General features: G+C 46.5%; 12 protein-coding genes. 8 read left to right on the forward strand and 4 right to left on the reverse strand.

From position 1 onward, the window contains the following. Nucleotides 1-351: 351 nt before the first annotated feature. The 3 genes from QUA02_RS30810 to QUA02_RS30820 all read left to right on the forward strand — a co-directional run bounded on the left by QUA02_RS30810 (nucleotide 352) and on the right by QUA02_RS30820 (nucleotide 3,801). The gene (locus QUA02_RS30810; RefSeq protein ID WP_333033405.1) at nucleotides 352-645 is read left to right on the forward strand and encodes a hypothetical protein; all 294 of its coding nucleotides are present in this window, start codon (nucleotides 352-354) and stop codon (nucleotides 643-645) included. A gap of 66 nt (nucleotides 646-711) precedes the next feature. Further along, a complete protein-coding gene (locus QUA02_RS30815; protein WP_333033406.1) occupies nucleotides 712-1,593 on the forward strand; it encodes an Rpn family recombination-promoting nuclease/putative transposase in 882 nt (293 codons plus the stop codon). 282 nt (nucleotides 1,594-1,875) lie between these two features. Further along, nucleotides 1,876-3,801 (forward strand): alpha-amylase family glycosyl hydrolase, encoded by a 1,926-nt coding sequence (locus QUA02_RS30820; RefSeq protein WP_333033407.1) that lies wholly within the window; start codon nucleotides 1,876-1,878, stop codon nucleotides 3,799-3,801. 165 nt (nucleotides 3,802-3,966) lie between these two features. On the opposite strand, the gene QUA02_RS30825 is transcribed toward QUA02_RS30820, so the two are convergent. Beyond that, the gene (locus QUA02_RS30825; RefSeq protein WP_333033408.1) at nucleotides 3,967-5,019 is read right to left on the reverse strand and encodes a glycosyltransferase family 4 protein; all 1,053 of its coding nucleotides are present in this window, start codon (nucleotides 5,017-5,019) and stop codon (nucleotides 3,967-3,969) included. 441 nt (nucleotides 5,020-5,460) lie between these two features. Between QUA02_RS30825 and QUA02_RS30830 the strand changes: the two genes are divergently transcribed. The 4 genes from QUA02_RS30830 (at nucleotide 5,461) to QUA02_RS30845 (ending at nucleotide 9,789) form a co-directional block, all read left to right on the forward strand. Then, on the forward strand, nucleotides 5,461-6,345 hold the full coding sequence (locus tag QUA02_RS30830; protein WP_333033410.1) for a 3'(2'),5'-bisphosphate nucleotidase CysQ family protein: 885 nt from the start codon (nucleotides 5,461-5,463) through the stop codon (nucleotides 6,343-6,345). Between the two features lie 160 nt (nucleotides 6,346-6,505). Next, the gene (locus QUA02_RS30835; RefSeq protein ID WP_333033411.1) at nucleotides 6,506-7,186 is read left to right on the forward strand and encodes a Crp/Fnr family transcriptional regulator; all 681 of its coding nucleotides are present in this window, start codon (nucleotides 6,506-6,508) and stop codon (nucleotides 7,184-7,186) included. Beyond that, the gene (locus QUA02_RS30840; RefSeq protein WP_333033412.1) at nucleotides 7,183-9,087 is read left to right on the forward strand and encodes a M61 family metallopeptidase; all 1,905 of its coding nucleotides are present in this window, start codon (nucleotides 7,183-7,185) and stop codon (nucleotides 9,085-9,087) included. Before QUA02_RS30835 ends, QUA02_RS30840 begins: the two co-directional genes overlap by 4 nt. A gap of 228 nt (nucleotides 9,088-9,315) precedes the next feature. Then, on the forward strand, nucleotides 9,316-9,789 hold the full coding sequence (locus tag QUA02_RS30845) for a tellurite resistance TerB family protein (RefSeq protein WP_333033413.1): 474 nt from the start codon (nucleotides 9,316-9,318) through the stop codon (nucleotides 9,787-9,789). Between the two features lie 408 nt (nucleotides 9,790-10,197). On the opposite strand, the gene QUA02_RS30850 is transcribed toward QUA02_RS30845, so the two are convergent. Together QUA02_RS30850 and QUA02_RS30855 are read right to left on the reverse strand one after the other, a co-directional pair. After that, nucleotides 10,198-10,728: a peptidoglycan-binding domain-containing protein gene (locus QUA02_RS30850; protein ID WP_333033414.1), complete on the reverse strand. Its 531-nt coding sequence runs from the start codon at nucleotides 10,726-10,728 to the stop codon at nucleotides 10,198-10,200. 252 nt (nucleotides 10,729-10,980) lie between these two features. After that, nucleotides 10,981-12,627 (reverse strand): NAD(P)H-hydrate dehydratase, encoded by a 1,647-nt coding sequence (locus QUA02_RS30855; protein WP_333033416.1) that lies wholly within the window; start codon nucleotides 12,625-12,627, stop codon nucleotides 10,981-10,983. Nucleotides 12,628-12,748: 121 nt separating this feature from the next. On the opposite strand from QUA02_RS30855, the gene mnmA reads away from it, so the two are divergent. After that, on the forward strand, nucleotides 12,749-13,840 hold the full coding sequence (mnmA, locus tag QUA02_RS30860) for a tRNA 2-thiouridine(34) synthase MnmA (protein ID WP_333033418.1): 1,092 nt from the start codon (nucleotides 12,749-12,751) through the stop codon (nucleotides 13,838-13,840). Nucleotides 13,841-14,196: 356 nt separating this feature from the next. Here the strand turns inward: mnmA and QUA02_RS30865 are convergent, their stop codons facing one another. Next, a complete protein-coding gene (locus QUA02_RS30865) occupies nucleotides 14,197-14,781 on the reverse strand; it encodes a DUF8738 domain-containing protein (protein WP_333033420.1) in 585 nt (194 codons plus the stop codon). Between the last annotated feature and the right edge of the window lie 324 nt (nucleotides 14,782-15,105).

Consider the following 15,105-nt stretch of genomic DNA (forward strand, 5'->3'; position numbering starts at 1 on the left):
TGAGGCTATTTCTGCCCATTCTTGTGACTTGGCTATGCCTGAGCTCATTCCCATTCTTCAGACCTGAATCCTTACGGGGCGATATTCATAGTCCAGGACGCACAGATAACGCAATTCTGTCATTGCCGAAGCAATCTCAAAGCCTTGTTGCACCGTTACAATACGTCCAGGACTGATATCAATTCCGGTTGCACTCCTTATGATATAGAGGACACGCCAGTGCCGTTTCCCCTACCGCGATTAATTGTAGGGAAACGGCACTGCCGTGTCCTTGATGTGGGTATCAATTCCGATGCCAACGGATTCGATCAAATTCAGCAATCCTGTTGATATTGCAGCGCTAAATCTTCGATGAGTTCAACCATTGCGCTAACCCTAGGCATGGGATGCTCCCTTCGCAAGTCGAGGATTAGCAACGTTACTGGCCACGTCATTAGTGGCAATCATGTTGCTCGCGGTCATGTAATCGGAGCTCTAAATGTCTGCACGTCACAGGAAGAGTCGCCTGAGTTTTTGCGGGGAAAGCAGCAGGCTAAAATGGAGGCTATCCAACGCTTGCAAGCCGTCGGTTTGAGCGACGAGCAAATCGCGCAATGCTTGGATCTGACGCTAGAAGAGATTCGACAAGTCGATTTGACAGAATAAGAATGTTTTGCTCCTCATTGCCAGATAGATTGAATCGTTAAAAAGCTCAGAAAACGAAAAATCACCATGAGATTCATTAACCCCAAAATCGAGTTTGCCTTCAAAAAAATATTCGGCTCCAATCAAAGCAAACCAATCTTAATCAGCTTTCTCAATGCAATGATTTATGATGGCAATCCCACCATAGCCGACTTAGAAATTATCGACCCGTATTTAGCATCGAGAGTCCCGTATCTCAAAGACTCTTACCTGGATGTCAAAGCCAGACTTGCAGGAGGCGCAAATGTAATTATCGAGATGCAAGTTTTAAATGTAGAATCTTTTGCGAAACGGGTGGTTTACAATGCTGCGAAAACTTACTCAACTCAACTGATTCGCGGTGAAGGTTACTTTAAGTTAAAACCTGTAATTGCTTTGACAATTACAGATTTTGAAATGTTTGACAATGACCGAGAAGTAATTTCTCACTTTGTGTTCAAGGAGAAAAAGCGTTTATTTGATTATGTCGATCCAGAGATAGAACTGATCTTTATCGAGTTGCCCAAATTCAACAAACAATTGGATGAATTAGAAACTTTGACTGACAAGTGGGTTTATTTTATGAAAAATGCTCCCAGTTTGGAAGTGATACCGCAAACAATGGAAACAGTCTCGGAAATACAGCAAGCCTTTGCGATTGCTAATGAAACTAACTTGAATCCAGAAGAGTTGGCAGATTTAGAAGCACGCGAAAGGTATATTCTGGATCAGCAGGGAATCTTGCGAAAAGGAATTGAAGAAGGCAGAGAACAAGGGCGAGAAGAAGGTAGAGAAGAAGGACTCGCGCTAGGAATGAGAGAAAAAGCTCTGGAAATTGCTAGGCAACTTCTGAATGTACTTGACAATCCAACTATCAGTCAAACTACTGGTTTGAGTGTTGAAGATATCCAAAACTTGCGGGAGGAATAGAAAGGAAGGAAAAAGTGCGATCGCATGGGACGGATCGTATTATGTCTCCTCGATCGACCATAATAAAATTTGTTTGTATTGAGGACTTCAGTCCTCATAAAACTCGATCGGATTGAACTCCTCCAGACAACCCTATAGACTACTCTGCCATCTGTCTAAAGGAAGATTTCATTAAAGGAGTAAATTCCGTATGATGCTGTAAAAGTCAGTCTGAGGGGAAAGCTATCTCCGACTCTAACTCCGAATAACTGACCAATCTTACAATATCAAAAAATACATCTCATGACACCAGTCACTCCCAATCAAACTTCCTCTCAATACGAAGTTACTGAAACTAAAGAAAAAATTGAGTCTTTGGTAGAAGAAGTTAAGGTAGAAAGCGAACTCGATTTAGAATTCCTCTACACCAGAGACATTGAATTCCGACAAGAAACAATTTATTTCCTTGTAGTCGATCGCTTTTACGACGGCGACCCCGCAAATAACGAAGGCCCAAACCCAGAACTTTACGATCCAGAAGGCAAAGATTGGGGCAAATATTGGGGCGGCGACTTGCAGGGAGTTATCGACAAACTCGACTACTTAAAAGATATGGGTGTTACCGCAGTTTGGCTGACTCCGCTGTTCGAGCAAGTAGAAGCATTATTTGTCGAACAAGCTGCGATTCACGGCTACTGGACTAAAGATTTCAAGCGACTAAATCCCCGTTTTATTGCCAAAGGCGATAATCCTTCTGTCAACCAAACACAAGAAACCAAAGATACCGTATTTGACAAATTAGTAGACGAGTTGCACCAGCGAAATATGAAACTGGTGCTCGATATTGTCTGCAATCACAGCAACCCAGATTTTAGCGGAAAAAAAGGCGAACTCTACGACGACGGCGTAAAAATAGCTGACTTTAACGACGATGCAGATAACTGGTATCACCACTACGGCGAAGTCAGAAACTGGGAAGATGAATGGCAAGTCCAAAACTGTGAACTGTCCGGTTTAGCAACTTTCAACGAAAACAATATTGCCTACCGCAATTACATTAAATCAGCAATTAAACAATGGCTGGACAGAGGTGTTGATGCTTTGCGGGTTGATACAGTCAAGCATATGCCTATTTGGTTTTGGCAGGAATTTAATGCTGACATTTTAACACACAGACCTGATGTTTTCATTTTTGGCGAATGGATTTACAGCGATCCTAGAAACGATCGTTCTGTGGAATTTGTCAACGAGTCGGGGATGACTATTTTAGATTTTGGTCTGTGCGTGGCAATTCGAGAAGTATTGGGACAGGGTGCGGAAGCGGGATTTAAGTTAGTCCAAGATGTCCTGAATTTGGATCACCGCTACTACGGGGCGACGGAGTTGATTACTTTTATTGACAACCACGATATGCCGAGGTTTCAGTCGTTGAATCCAGATCCAGAAATGCTGCATTTGGCGATATCTTTAATTATGACGACTCGCGGCATTCCCTGTATTTATTACGGCACCGAACAGTATCTGCACGATGATACCGAAGGGGGAAATGACCCTTACAACCGCCCGATGATGGAAAAGTGGGATACTGATTCGCCGATTTACCGAGATGTGCGGTTGCTGTCTGGATTGCGGCGGCTGAATCCAGCTATTTCGATGGGTAGTCACTGGCAAAAATATCTAACTGCTGATGTTTATTGTTACGTGCGCCGCTATCGCGATTCTGTGGTGTTTGTAGCGATGAATCGCGGCAATGCTGTTACAATTAAAGAGGTTGATACTGAACTGCCTGATGGAGAGCATACGGAGGTTTTATCGCGCCGCAAGTTTGAAGTTAAAGACAGGATGCTGTACAATTTAGAGTTGGGTGCGCGGGAAGTAATGATTTTTAGCCGCGTCGGAGAGCGAGTTAAGGCGACAACTATTGTGCGGGCGCAGCTTAACAGCGTTAAAACTCAGCCTGGGGAAAGAATTGTGGTGATTGGAGATTGTCCTGAATTGGGGAATTGGGATATTAGTAAGGGTTACCCGTTGGAGTATATCAATACTAATACTTGGTTTGGGGAAATTCCTTTTAATGAAAGTGCGGGGAAGTTGATTTCTTATAAGTATGCGCTGCTGCGGGAAGGACAGTCGCCATTGCGAGAAAATCTGGTTTGTCGCCGCTGGGTTTTAGTTTCGGAAGGGACTGTGAAATGGCGGGATAAGTGGGCGAGTGGACGGGAGTCTTAATAGTTTTGAGTTTTGAGTTTTGTGTGAGACAGTCAAATAATTGTTTGCGGATGGTTGGCGTGTTAAACAATTGTAGGGTGCGCAGTGCACACCTTACGGAGGGAGGGTTCGCGTGTCAAATGATTCTGGGGTACTGCGCGCGCACTTTACCGCTAATTATGTAGTTTAAAGCGATCGCAGCTTCTGGGCTAAAACATCGACATAAAGTTCGCTGCTGTGCTGGTTCACAACGATTTTGTAGCCCCGATGCGCTTGAGATTCAGCTTCTTGAGGATTTTTTAGCAAATGGACGATCGCCTCGCGCAAACCTGCTGCATCTCCCACATCTACCACTTTGGCAATATCCGGGGCCGCTAAATAATCGACCATACCTTGAGTCCGAGTAATGACGACCGGTCGCTTGCAGGCCATTGCTTCCAGCAAACTCGTAGCTCCAGCAGCATATTTATTGTCCGCCAAACAAACTGCAATTACGTCTGCATCGCGGTAAAGCTGCACTAAATCGGGCCATTCGTAGAATTTGCGCGACATATTTTCTGGCATAGTATCGGGGAAAGCTTGCGATAAAGCTTTGGCATCTTTAGAAAAACCGCTAATTTTTACGTCAACATCTAAGTCAGCAGTTGCTGCTGCTAGGAGTCGGTAGTCGCGCTTTTCTAATCCGACGCTAACAACCGTTTGCCGCTTTTTCTCGGCAGAAACGGGGCCCGGTGTGAAAAACTGGGTGTCTGTCTGTTCTAGAAGCACTAAAATGCGGGATTCAGGTATAGCTAAATAACTGCGGAGGAAGTCAGCTTGAGGGGTGGCGCAGGCCATGAACACATCAATTTTGTCAGCCAAACCAAATAGTTTCAGGGCGAGGCGGCCGCGCGGCCGATCGATATTGTGGAAATGTACAACAATTTTCGGGCGATCGGGCGATTGACCGCACACCGCCGCCACTGGAATCCCAATGTCATCGCCGTTACAAAATATCACGTCGTCGCTGCTGACTTGCTCGGACAATTTGCGGGCGGCGGCCCAATGTTCGGGTTTAGAAGAAATTTTCGATCGCAGCTTGTCACTCGACGATATTGCTTCGCCATCCGGGGCGTGGACAGTGGCATTTAAGCGGTCTCTGAGGGTTCGCAGGACGTGGCGAGGGCATTTGCCGAGTTTTGCATCCCGGTCAATTCCATCTAGGTCTATTTTGCGACCTAATGCCAAATGGTATTTCAAACTCTTCTCCTTATGATTATTCTGGTGCTGCCACAAATTATCTAACCTCAGAAGATTCTATCCTCTGCTGTTGAAAGTGCTAGTGCGATCGGTCAGTCAATTTTAGATTTTAGATTTTAGATTTTAGATTTGACTCTACAGATAAATCTGGGGGTTCTCCCTAATGTCTAAATTTTTGTGAGTTCCACCAATCCTGTCTGGGGCTTGTATCGCAACGGCGCTGGTCGATTTTAGATTTTAGATTTTAGATTTGACTCTACAGATAAATCTGGGGGTTCTCCCTAATGTGTGAATTTTTTTGAGTTCCATCAATCCTGTCTGGGGCTTGTATCGCAACGGTGCTGATGGTTAGGAAACCGGGTTTATCGACACCCGCGCGCAAATGCTGTACGAATCAAAAACAGTGACACGCGCCGATCGATTCCAAGGACTTAAGCTTTTATGCTGAAGTTAGCTGAAGCATTTATTTTTAACCTGATGTATATTTCTCCAGAACAAGACCAAAAAATTCGCTACACCCTGCGCGAGTGCGGTCAAGAAGCTTACAAACTCGCAGCCCAACCTTTTGAAGTTTCCGAGAAAGGGCCCAACGACTACGTGACGAGTATCGATCAATACCTAGACCGACAACTATCGGCAGCATTTAGCGCTTTGTTTCCTGAAGACGGCACGATCACCGAGGAAAACAGCGCCTCCAGAGCAGCTTACCGCGCCAATTACCAGCGCCTCTGGTGCATCGACCCCCTCGACGGGACAGAAGAATTTATTCGGGGAAAACTGCACTACGCTTCGATGGTGGGGCTGCTGCTTGAGGGGGAACCGGTGGCCGGCTGGCTCTACGCCCCGGCTTTTGACCAAATGTATTTTGGCGGCAAAGATTGGGGATTGTTCCAAAGTGTGGGAGCCCAAGCGCCGCAGCCGATCGCCCTGTGCAAACCCCCGGCCCCGACAGCAGAAAATTGTAAAATTGTTCTCGGAGACAAAGACCAGAAAAACTACGCCCGGGCGATCGCCCAAAGCATCCCCGGAGCCGAATTTTACTCGCTGGGCAGCTTTGGCTTAAAAGTGATGGAAGTTATCTTCGGTAGAGCCGGCTTGTACCTGTATCTCAACGGCAGAGTTAAAGTGTGGGATACCGCCGGCCCTCTGGCACTAGCAAAAGCAGCCGGATTGGTTTGTTGCGACTTGCAAGGTCAACCGCTGAGGTGGAGTAAAGATGCGATCGAACCGGAGACACTCGCCCACACGCAGTCAATCGCGATCGGCTGGCCGGACTACATAGAACCTCTGTTGGGCAAAGTTCAACAGGCAGTGGCACGCTTGTAAACCCGTTTAAGATTAAAGAATCTGCCGATTTTACGTGAAGCGGGCCTCTGCACCCTTATCATCAATTAAAGGAGCAACGGATTGTTTGTGTTCCCAAACATCGATCGTTCCCTAGCTGTTGGGTGTCGCCTAATCATATTTCCCACCTCCGCGAGTTTGCATGAAGACAGAAGCTTTCAGTGAGCTATTCCCTCTATTTAAGGGTGCTAACCCAGAAACATTGGGAGGGCTGCTATCAAATGCCGTCAAGCACGAGTATCCCCCGGGCCGAGCTGTGGTGATGGAGGATTCTTGGGGCAACGCGATTTACTTTGTCGTGTCTGGCTGGGTCAAAGTCCGCCGCTTGTCAAACGATCGAGCTGTATCAATGGCTATTTTAGGACGGGGTGCCTTCTTCGGCGAAATGGCCATTCTTGACGAATCTCCCCGATCGAATGACGTACTTGCTCTATCGCCCGTGCGGCTGCTGAGCGTCACAGCTCAGCGATTTATTCAAACCCTGTTTAAAGACCCGCAATTGCACCACCGGATGCTGCAACTGATGGTGCGGCGGCTGCGCCAAACCAATCTCCGGTATCAACTCCGCAACCGCCAGCCAGCGGTTAAACTAGCAAATACTTTAGTCGAGCTGGCAGAAAACTACGGTCAGAAAATTGCTGAGGGTAAAGATATCTTCAATATTCCTTATGAAGACTTAGCTGATGTCACAGATATCACCCTAGATGAAACCAGCAAAATTATGGAAAAACTCGATAGTAAAGGTTGGATCAAAATCGATCCAGACCGCCAAACTATCCATTTGATCAACCTCAAGCACTTGATTAATTTGGCAAGTCAATGACTGATGTTACTTCTTTGGATACCTCGTCCGCTGCCGGCCACCGTCAGGGGCAACTAACAGCACCGACAATTCAATATTCGGTGGCGATGCCCAATCCTGAATCCCACCTGTTTGAAGTGACTTTGCGCGTGCAAGGTTGGTCGCAGCCGGTTCTGGATTTAAAAATGCCTGTCTGGACTCCCGGTTCTTATTTGGTTCGAGAGTACGCCCGCCACCTGCAAGATTTTAGCTCCCATGCGGGCGATCGAGCTTTACCTTGGCGCAAAAAAAGCAAAAATCACTGGCAAATCGAAACTAATTCGGTGTCAGATATCACGGTTTTCTACCGCATTTTTGCCAACGAACTGACAGTGCGAACCAATCATTTAGACTCGACTCACGGTTATTTCAATCCGGCGGCTTTGTGCTTTTTCTTGCCCGGTTTTGAGCGCAACTGCTACACCGTGACAGTTGTGCCGCCGCAGCCCCAATGGCGCACCGTTACTACTTTGCCGCCTGTTTATGGCCAAAATCTTACTTTCGCTGCTGCGGATTTTGACACTCTCGCAGACAGTCCTTTTGAAATTGGCTGTCACGAAGTGTACGAGTTTGAAGTGATGGGAAAACCCCACCAGCTAGTTGTTTGGGGAAAAGGCAATTTAGAAGCAGATCGGGCGATTCGAGACATCCAAAAAGTTATCGAAGTCGAGGCAAAAATGTTCGGCGGTTTGCCTTACGAACGCTATGTGTTTTTCCTGCATTTGTCCGGCTCTGGTTTTGGCGGTTTGGAACACAAAGAGAGCTGCACTCTCAACTATCCGCGTTTTGGCTTTCGGGCTAAGGATAAGTACGAACGCTTTATTCAGTTGGTGGCTCACGAGTTTTTTCACCTCTGGAATGTCAAGCGGATTCGCCCGAAAGCTCTGGAAGTATTTGACTACGAAAAAGAGAATTACACTCCTTCTTTATGGTTCTCTGAAGGTACGACAAGTTATTACGATTTGGTGATTCCTTTTCGCTCTGGTCTCTACAGCGTCAAAGGTTTTTTCCAAGGTATGTCTAAGGAAATTACTCGCTTGCAGACGACTCCGGGGCGGAGCGTGCAGCCTGTGAGCGAGTCGAGCTGGGATGCTTGGATTAAACTTTATCGCCGGGATGCTAACAGCGACAATTCGCAGATTTCCTATTATTTGAAAGGGGAAGTTGTTTCGTTTTTGCTCGATTTGTTGATTCGAGCCAGACATCGCAACGAGCGATCGCTCGACGATGTGCTGCGTTTGATGTGGCAGCAGTTTGGCAAGGCTAATTCCACTGAAAACGACGATTTTGAACTCAAGTCGGGAACAGGGGCAAAGCCGGCGCATCTGACATCAAACGGACAGTTAAATTCTCCTTCGGGGCAAGCAGAAATAGGCTTTACTCCCGAAGAGTTGCAAAGTGCGATCGAGTCTGTCGCCGGCATCGATTTGAGCGACTTTTTCGCGCGCTATATTGACGGCACAGAAGAGTTGCCTTACAACAAGTATCTGGAACCTTTCGGGCTGGAACTCATCGCAAGTGAAACTAGCGAAATACCTCGCATCGGTTGGACGTTGGGAACGGAAAACGGGCGGGAAATGGTTAAATTTGTCGAAGTAGGATCTCCGGCACAACTGGCCGGAATTGATGCTGGGGACGAGTTGCTGGCGATCTCCGGTTTTCGGGTAGTAAATGCAGAACAAGCGGGCGAGAGGCTTAAGGATTATCAGCCCGGAGACACAATAGAAGTAACAGTTTTTCACCAAGACGAACTGCGGACTTGTCGCGTTACTCTCGCCCCGCCGCGACCTGGCCGTTACTCGATCGTGCCCGTGGAACAGCCCACTGCTATTCAGAAACAAAACTTTACTGGATGGCTGGGAGTTCCTTTATCGAAATTGTGACATAAATGAATGGGAAGGGGAAATAAAACACAAGAAGGAATCAGGCTCAATTCCCAATTCCCAATTCCGCTAGCATCCTGCTGGTAAAATTGAATCACCAGTCAATACCCAAATATCATTCAGTTTTTCGACTGACAGTTAACAGTCAACAGTCAACAGTCAACAGTCAACAGTCAACAATAATTCCGGTTGCACCGGAATTGATATTACCAATTACCAATTTTGATTATGCAAACCCCACCTCCTCCATCAATTACGCCCCGCCAGATGAATCTGCTGAGAATTGTGGCTTCTATGGCCTGGGCTGACGGCGAACTCGCGACAGAAGAAGTTAATTTAATGCTCGATCGCTTTTGCCGTTTGTTTGCCCCAGATACCGACGGACAACAAATGCAACAAGAACTGCGGGATTACATCATGCAAAATATCCCCCTTGACGAGTTGATCTGCCAACTAGAAACTCAAGATGAAAAGGAATTAGTCCTGCAACTCGGCTATGAAGTGATTTCATCTAGTTCTCGCACTCCCGACGAACCAAAAATTAACGCTGAAGAAGCCGCAGCTTATCAAAAATTAGTGCAGTTGCTGAATCTTCCAGAGGATGCGGTCAAGCGTATTGAAGCAGAAGCATCGGCGGGAGATACTTCGGAGGGAATTGTCGAGAAGATGGCTCACAAATTAGAAAAGTTCATCAAAGGCTAGTTCGGGACTTGCGCGCCCTTTTTGGCTTAAAAACCCGGTTTCTTCCGAGATTTTTCCTAAATTTCTCGTTAATAAACCTCGAATTTTTCGTAGAAACCGGGAATAAGCCCCCCATGCGTAAGTCTGGTCACGTAAGTATCGCAATAATAATTTTCTGAGTGCAACTATTTACAACTAAAACTGAAGGTAAAGGAACCGGATGGGGACTACCAATTCCCCACTATATAGTAACAAAAAAACACGGAAAATTGATAATGTTTTTCATCGCTGGGAACGGTAACAGAATTTGCGATCGCCCTGGACGCGCGCAGCCTTCCCCTTAACGATAATTAGGGACTTAGGCAAAGCCTAAATCCCTAATTGAGCTGCCGATTTTGGGCAATGACTGAAAGTGAATTCAACCCGTCATTAGTGCGGTAACTTGCTGAGGGCGTGCCAAGTTCTATAGCCGACAATTCCATCTTGCGGTAAAGCCTTGCTAATTTGCAATTGTCGCACTGCTACATCTGTCATCGTCCCGAAGAATCCGTCAATCGAACCAAAATAGTATCCATTGATTTTCAAGACATTCTGAACAATTTTAACAGCATTGCCAGAACTGCCTTTCATGACGATCGGCATATTCACAGGTGCACCAGAGTATAGTGCTTCCCAAGTTATAGAAGCCACAATCCCATCTTCTTTTAAAAATACGCGGTGTTGATAGCCTTTGACGGCGTTTTGAACTTGGACGCCGAAGATACCGTCCATCGGGCCGAAATAATATCCCCAATGATATAGAAGCTGTTGTAGTTCCGTGACAGCTTGACCTGTTGAACCGATTTGTAAAGTGGGTTTGTTCACTCCTGTGGTTTCAGCAAATGCAAGAGTTGATTGAGAAGTAGTATCGGCGACGAGAGCCATAGTTTCATTGTTCAGGCTTCTTTCTTCGGTGTACATAATGTGGTTCCTATCGACATTTAAGTTTTGGTCTTTGATATTTCAGGTATAACTGGTGGGATTTGTGAGTGCACAGTCACTTTTTAGAGTGTCACTCATTTGAGCGTCACTCGTTTGAGTTACCCGTTGGTTTGTCGTAAGATTTTTATGAGGACTTCCGTCGTCACTACAAAGCAACGGGTAGGGTGCGCGGTGGGTACACAAAATACAAAGGTGCGCGGTGCGCACCTACCAACTCCTGTTGATTGTTTACTAAGCAAATTCTCGCAAAGCTGGAATTAAATACTGCGTCAAAGTAAAGGCATCTACTCCTAATTCTGTCCGTTCTTTGGCAGCCATGATTCCGGCTCGAGCGTGCCACCAAACTGCTGTTGCAGCAACTGATTCGGCTGGGGATTTGCGGGCGATCGCAGTTGCTAACAGTCCCCCTAACAAGCCTGTGAGAACGTCGCCGCTGCCGCCTCTGGCGAGGGCTGGGGTGCTTTCGGGATTGAGGTAGGTGATGGTACGTGAAGCGCAGCTATCCCGTAGGGAATCGCCTTCATCCTTCCAACTTATGCAAACTCTCGCTCCTTTGAGCAATACCGTTGCACCGCAAAGCTGGGCTGCGGCTTGAGTTGCGGCAATTCGATCGCCCGTTTCATCTGCCAATTCGGCAAACAAACGCTTGAATTCGCCCGGGTGAGGCGTGATAATTGTTAGTGCTGAGCGTTCGGACAAAATCGGGACTGTACCGAGTTGAGCGAGGATATTTAAACCGTCGGCATCTAACACCAGAGGTCGATCGCTCTCCAGTAAAGATTCTACAGCTATTGCGGCTTCCAATGTCAGACCTGGCCCTGCCGCGATCGCGTCGTAGATGCTCAAATCAATGGCTACTGGCAACTGGCTAATTGCACCGCTTTGGGTTTCGGGACATCCTATAACTAACGCCTCTGGCAACTGACTGCTCAACATCGGTTTAATCGACTCAGGAACGGCAATTGACAGCATTCCGACACCGCTGGCTCTTGCTCCCAATGCAGACAAAATTGCGGCTCCGCTGTAGCGCCGGGAACCTGCAATAATTAGTAAGTGACCGTTGGTGTATTTGTGCGAAATTGGCGATCGGGGTAACGGCAAATTCTCAGTTGCCGATGCTTTTGTAATGCGTTGTATTGCTGGCGTTTCGCCCAATATTGCTGCAATATCTGCTGCGGGAATATCAAAATCTATTAATTCGGAACTGCCGATATATTCTAATGCTCTGTCTTGCAGAAATGCCATTTTCCACAAGCCCAAACATAATGTATGTTTTGCCCGAATTGCCGTCCCCAAAACTTCTCCGGTATCTGTATGAATTCCCGATGGAATGTCTATACTAAAAACGGGGATGTTTAAATTATTTATCTCGTCAATAGCTGCGGCCGTAGCGTTATTAATTTCTCGTTCTAATCCAAATCCAAATAAACCATCTACGAGCAAATCGCAGTTTTTCAGCGGTTCAATTTTGTCAACAAATGGAATATTTAAAGAACGCGCATAATCAGCGTGATTTTTTGTGAGTTCTTTTAGTTTAGAAAACGGGCAGTAAATAACTACTTGGAACCCTTGAAAGTGCAATTCGCGGGCAACAACTAAAGCATCGCCGCCATTGTGTCCCGGCCCAACCAATACGCCGATCGCTGGCAATTGAGAATTAACAAGATTTTTCTCTTCTTCCCTTTTCCTTCTATCCGTTAAATTCCGTACACTGCTAGTTGCCGAATTTCCTTCCCCCTTCAAAAGCTCCTGAATGCGTCTAGCAATCAGTCCCGCGACTTTTTCCATTAAAGCTGCGACTGGCATTCCAGCAGCAAAAATTCTCGTTTCTATTTGCCGCATTTGGTCGGCGGTGACAACAAATTTTTGAATAGTCATATTAATTTTAGTGCTAAAATTTCAGCTAACAGCAGCAGTCGCAAGTTGTAGTATTCTTGTGGTATAATAAATTAGCTCGATCGAACTAACTCACAGTAAAATAGCAATTTCTCTCAGAATCATGAACAAGATAGTTGTAGGCCTCTCCGGCGGGGTCGATAGTTCCGCAGCAGCCGCAATTTTACACCATCAGGGATATGAAGTGGTGGGTTTAACGCTGTGGTTGATGAAGGGCAAAGGTCAGTGCTGCTCTGAGGGAATGGTCGATGCAGCTAAAATTTGCGAAGATTTGGGCGTTCCCCACCACATTGTTGACAGCCGCGAGGTCTTTCAGGCAAGTATTGTCGATTATTTGGTGGAAGGTTACAGTGCAGGAATTACGCCTCTGCCTTGTTCGCAGTGCAATAAAACTGTGAAGTTCGGCCCGATGCTCAAGTATGCTCGCGAAGAACTCGGAATTGAAAAAATCGCTACAGGGCACTACGCTCGGATTAGTTACGATGCTGATACGGGTCGCTATCAGTTGCTGCGGGCGATCGACCCTGCGAAAGATCAGTCTTATTTCTTGTACGATCTAACACAGGATTTGCTGGCGGGTACGGAGTTTCCTTTAGGGGAAATTACCAAGACTGAAACTCGCAGAATTGCGGCGGAATTTGGCTTGACAACTGCTGACAAGCCGGAAAGTCAGGATTTGTGCTTGGTGGAAAGTAACGGTTCGATGCGGGCTTTTCTGGACAAGTACATTGCGCCGCAAAAGGGTGACATTGTGGACAAGTCAGGGCGGGTGCTCGGACAGCACGACGGCGTGCACCACTACACCATCGGCCAGCGGAAGGGACTAGGGATTGCTGCACCGGAACCGCTGTACGTGATTGAACTCGATGCTGCTGGCAATCGGGTAATTGTGGGCGATCGGCAGTTGGCGGTAGAATCTGAATGTACAGTCCAGAAAGTAAATTGGGTTTCTGTAGCTGCGCCGACGGCTCCGATTCGGGCTCAGGTACAGATTCGCTATCGATCGCACCCCGTCCCGGCTACAATTATTCCTGTGGAATCCTCCCAAGCAGAGGAAAAAGCCGGCGGTACAAAAGTTAAATTGATTTTTGACGAACCGCAGTTGAGCGTTACCCCCGGACAAGCGGCTGTTTGGTATGACGGAGACGTGCTCTTGGGCGGCGGCATCATCCAAAGAAACCAACTCCCAAATTGATATCAGGGGTAGACGTACCCACCCCACAAAACACTTCCCACAAGAAAATTCACTCTTATTGGAACAGGCAGGATGCCTGTTCCAATAAGCCCACAAGAAACTTCCCACAAACAAACTCACTCTTTGTGGAACAGGCATCTTGCCTGTTCCAAAAGTAAACTTATTGGGCTCTACCGAACTTGCTATGCTTGATGTGTGCTAGAAACAGCCAATCGCGTGATTGGGCAAGGGTTTGAGTTTATGATAGTTTTCTTTTTATTAATTTTTAGGCAAACTATCTCTACATAAGCGTTTCCGCGATTTCTTACATACTAGGTTCGGTAGAACCACTTATTGTTCATTTCACATGGGTACATTTACTTAACTAACTTTTTTTCCAAACGCAACACATTTCCCCTAGCATTAGTGCGGTAAACCCAAGTTTGCCTACCATCAGAAACCACAACCCGCCAACCTTCGACAATCATTTGACCGCAAATTTCATCCGCTTTCGCGAGTCCTAAACAAGTATTCGGCCAACTTTGTCCGCTCGATTCAGTTACTTTCAACTTGTCAGCAGCAATGCCAGTGGAGTCGGACAACTCTCGGCGAACTGCTGCTGCTACGGTTGCGGGCAATTTGTTCGATGGATTTTGGCGCGTCGTCTCGGCCAAATTGCCCGGTTCGGAAATTAGACTATTGAGTGCAAATACCGAATAGCTGATTTTTTGGGGCATCGCGGCAGCGGAAAATTGCTGCGCGATTTGCTGCGGTTGGCTTTCCAACTGGGCAAGGGAATGTTTGAGAGCGCCCGCGTTAGCTGCTGCGGTGTGTCTTAGCGCCGGATACATTTCCCAGGCAAGAATTCCTGTTAGCACCAAAGCCAATATTAAAGGATTGGGCTGCTTTTGGTCTCGGTTTTGATTGTTTTGAGAGTTATTTTTGGAGATTCTTTTCATCATACGCCCTCTGCCTCACTTTACACAATGCGCGATCGCTCCTGAACACTCAACTGCAGATTCTTATTTAGACACTGTTGCTGGTGCTGTTAGTTCCTTTGTGCAGAACCAACTTGACTACTGGTGCGGCGCAAGTATTTCTACTCGCTGCCGGCACTTGTGTTTCAGGAAACTTGCACTACCCAGTTATTACTTAATTTTTACTCTTAGTCTCCGGGTATTAAGAAAAATTTAGGCTTAAGTAAAATATTAGACCTCTTGCAAAATAGTTTTATGATATAATGGAAAGTTTTGCTGAGAGTTGATTGAATCCCAACTCTTAAGTTA

The sequence above is a fragment of the Microcoleus pseudofavosus SVA1_A4 genome (assembly GCF_036700565.1).
GTDB lineage: Bacteria > Cyanobacteriota > Cyanobacteriia > Cyanobacteriales > Microcoleaceae > Microcoleus.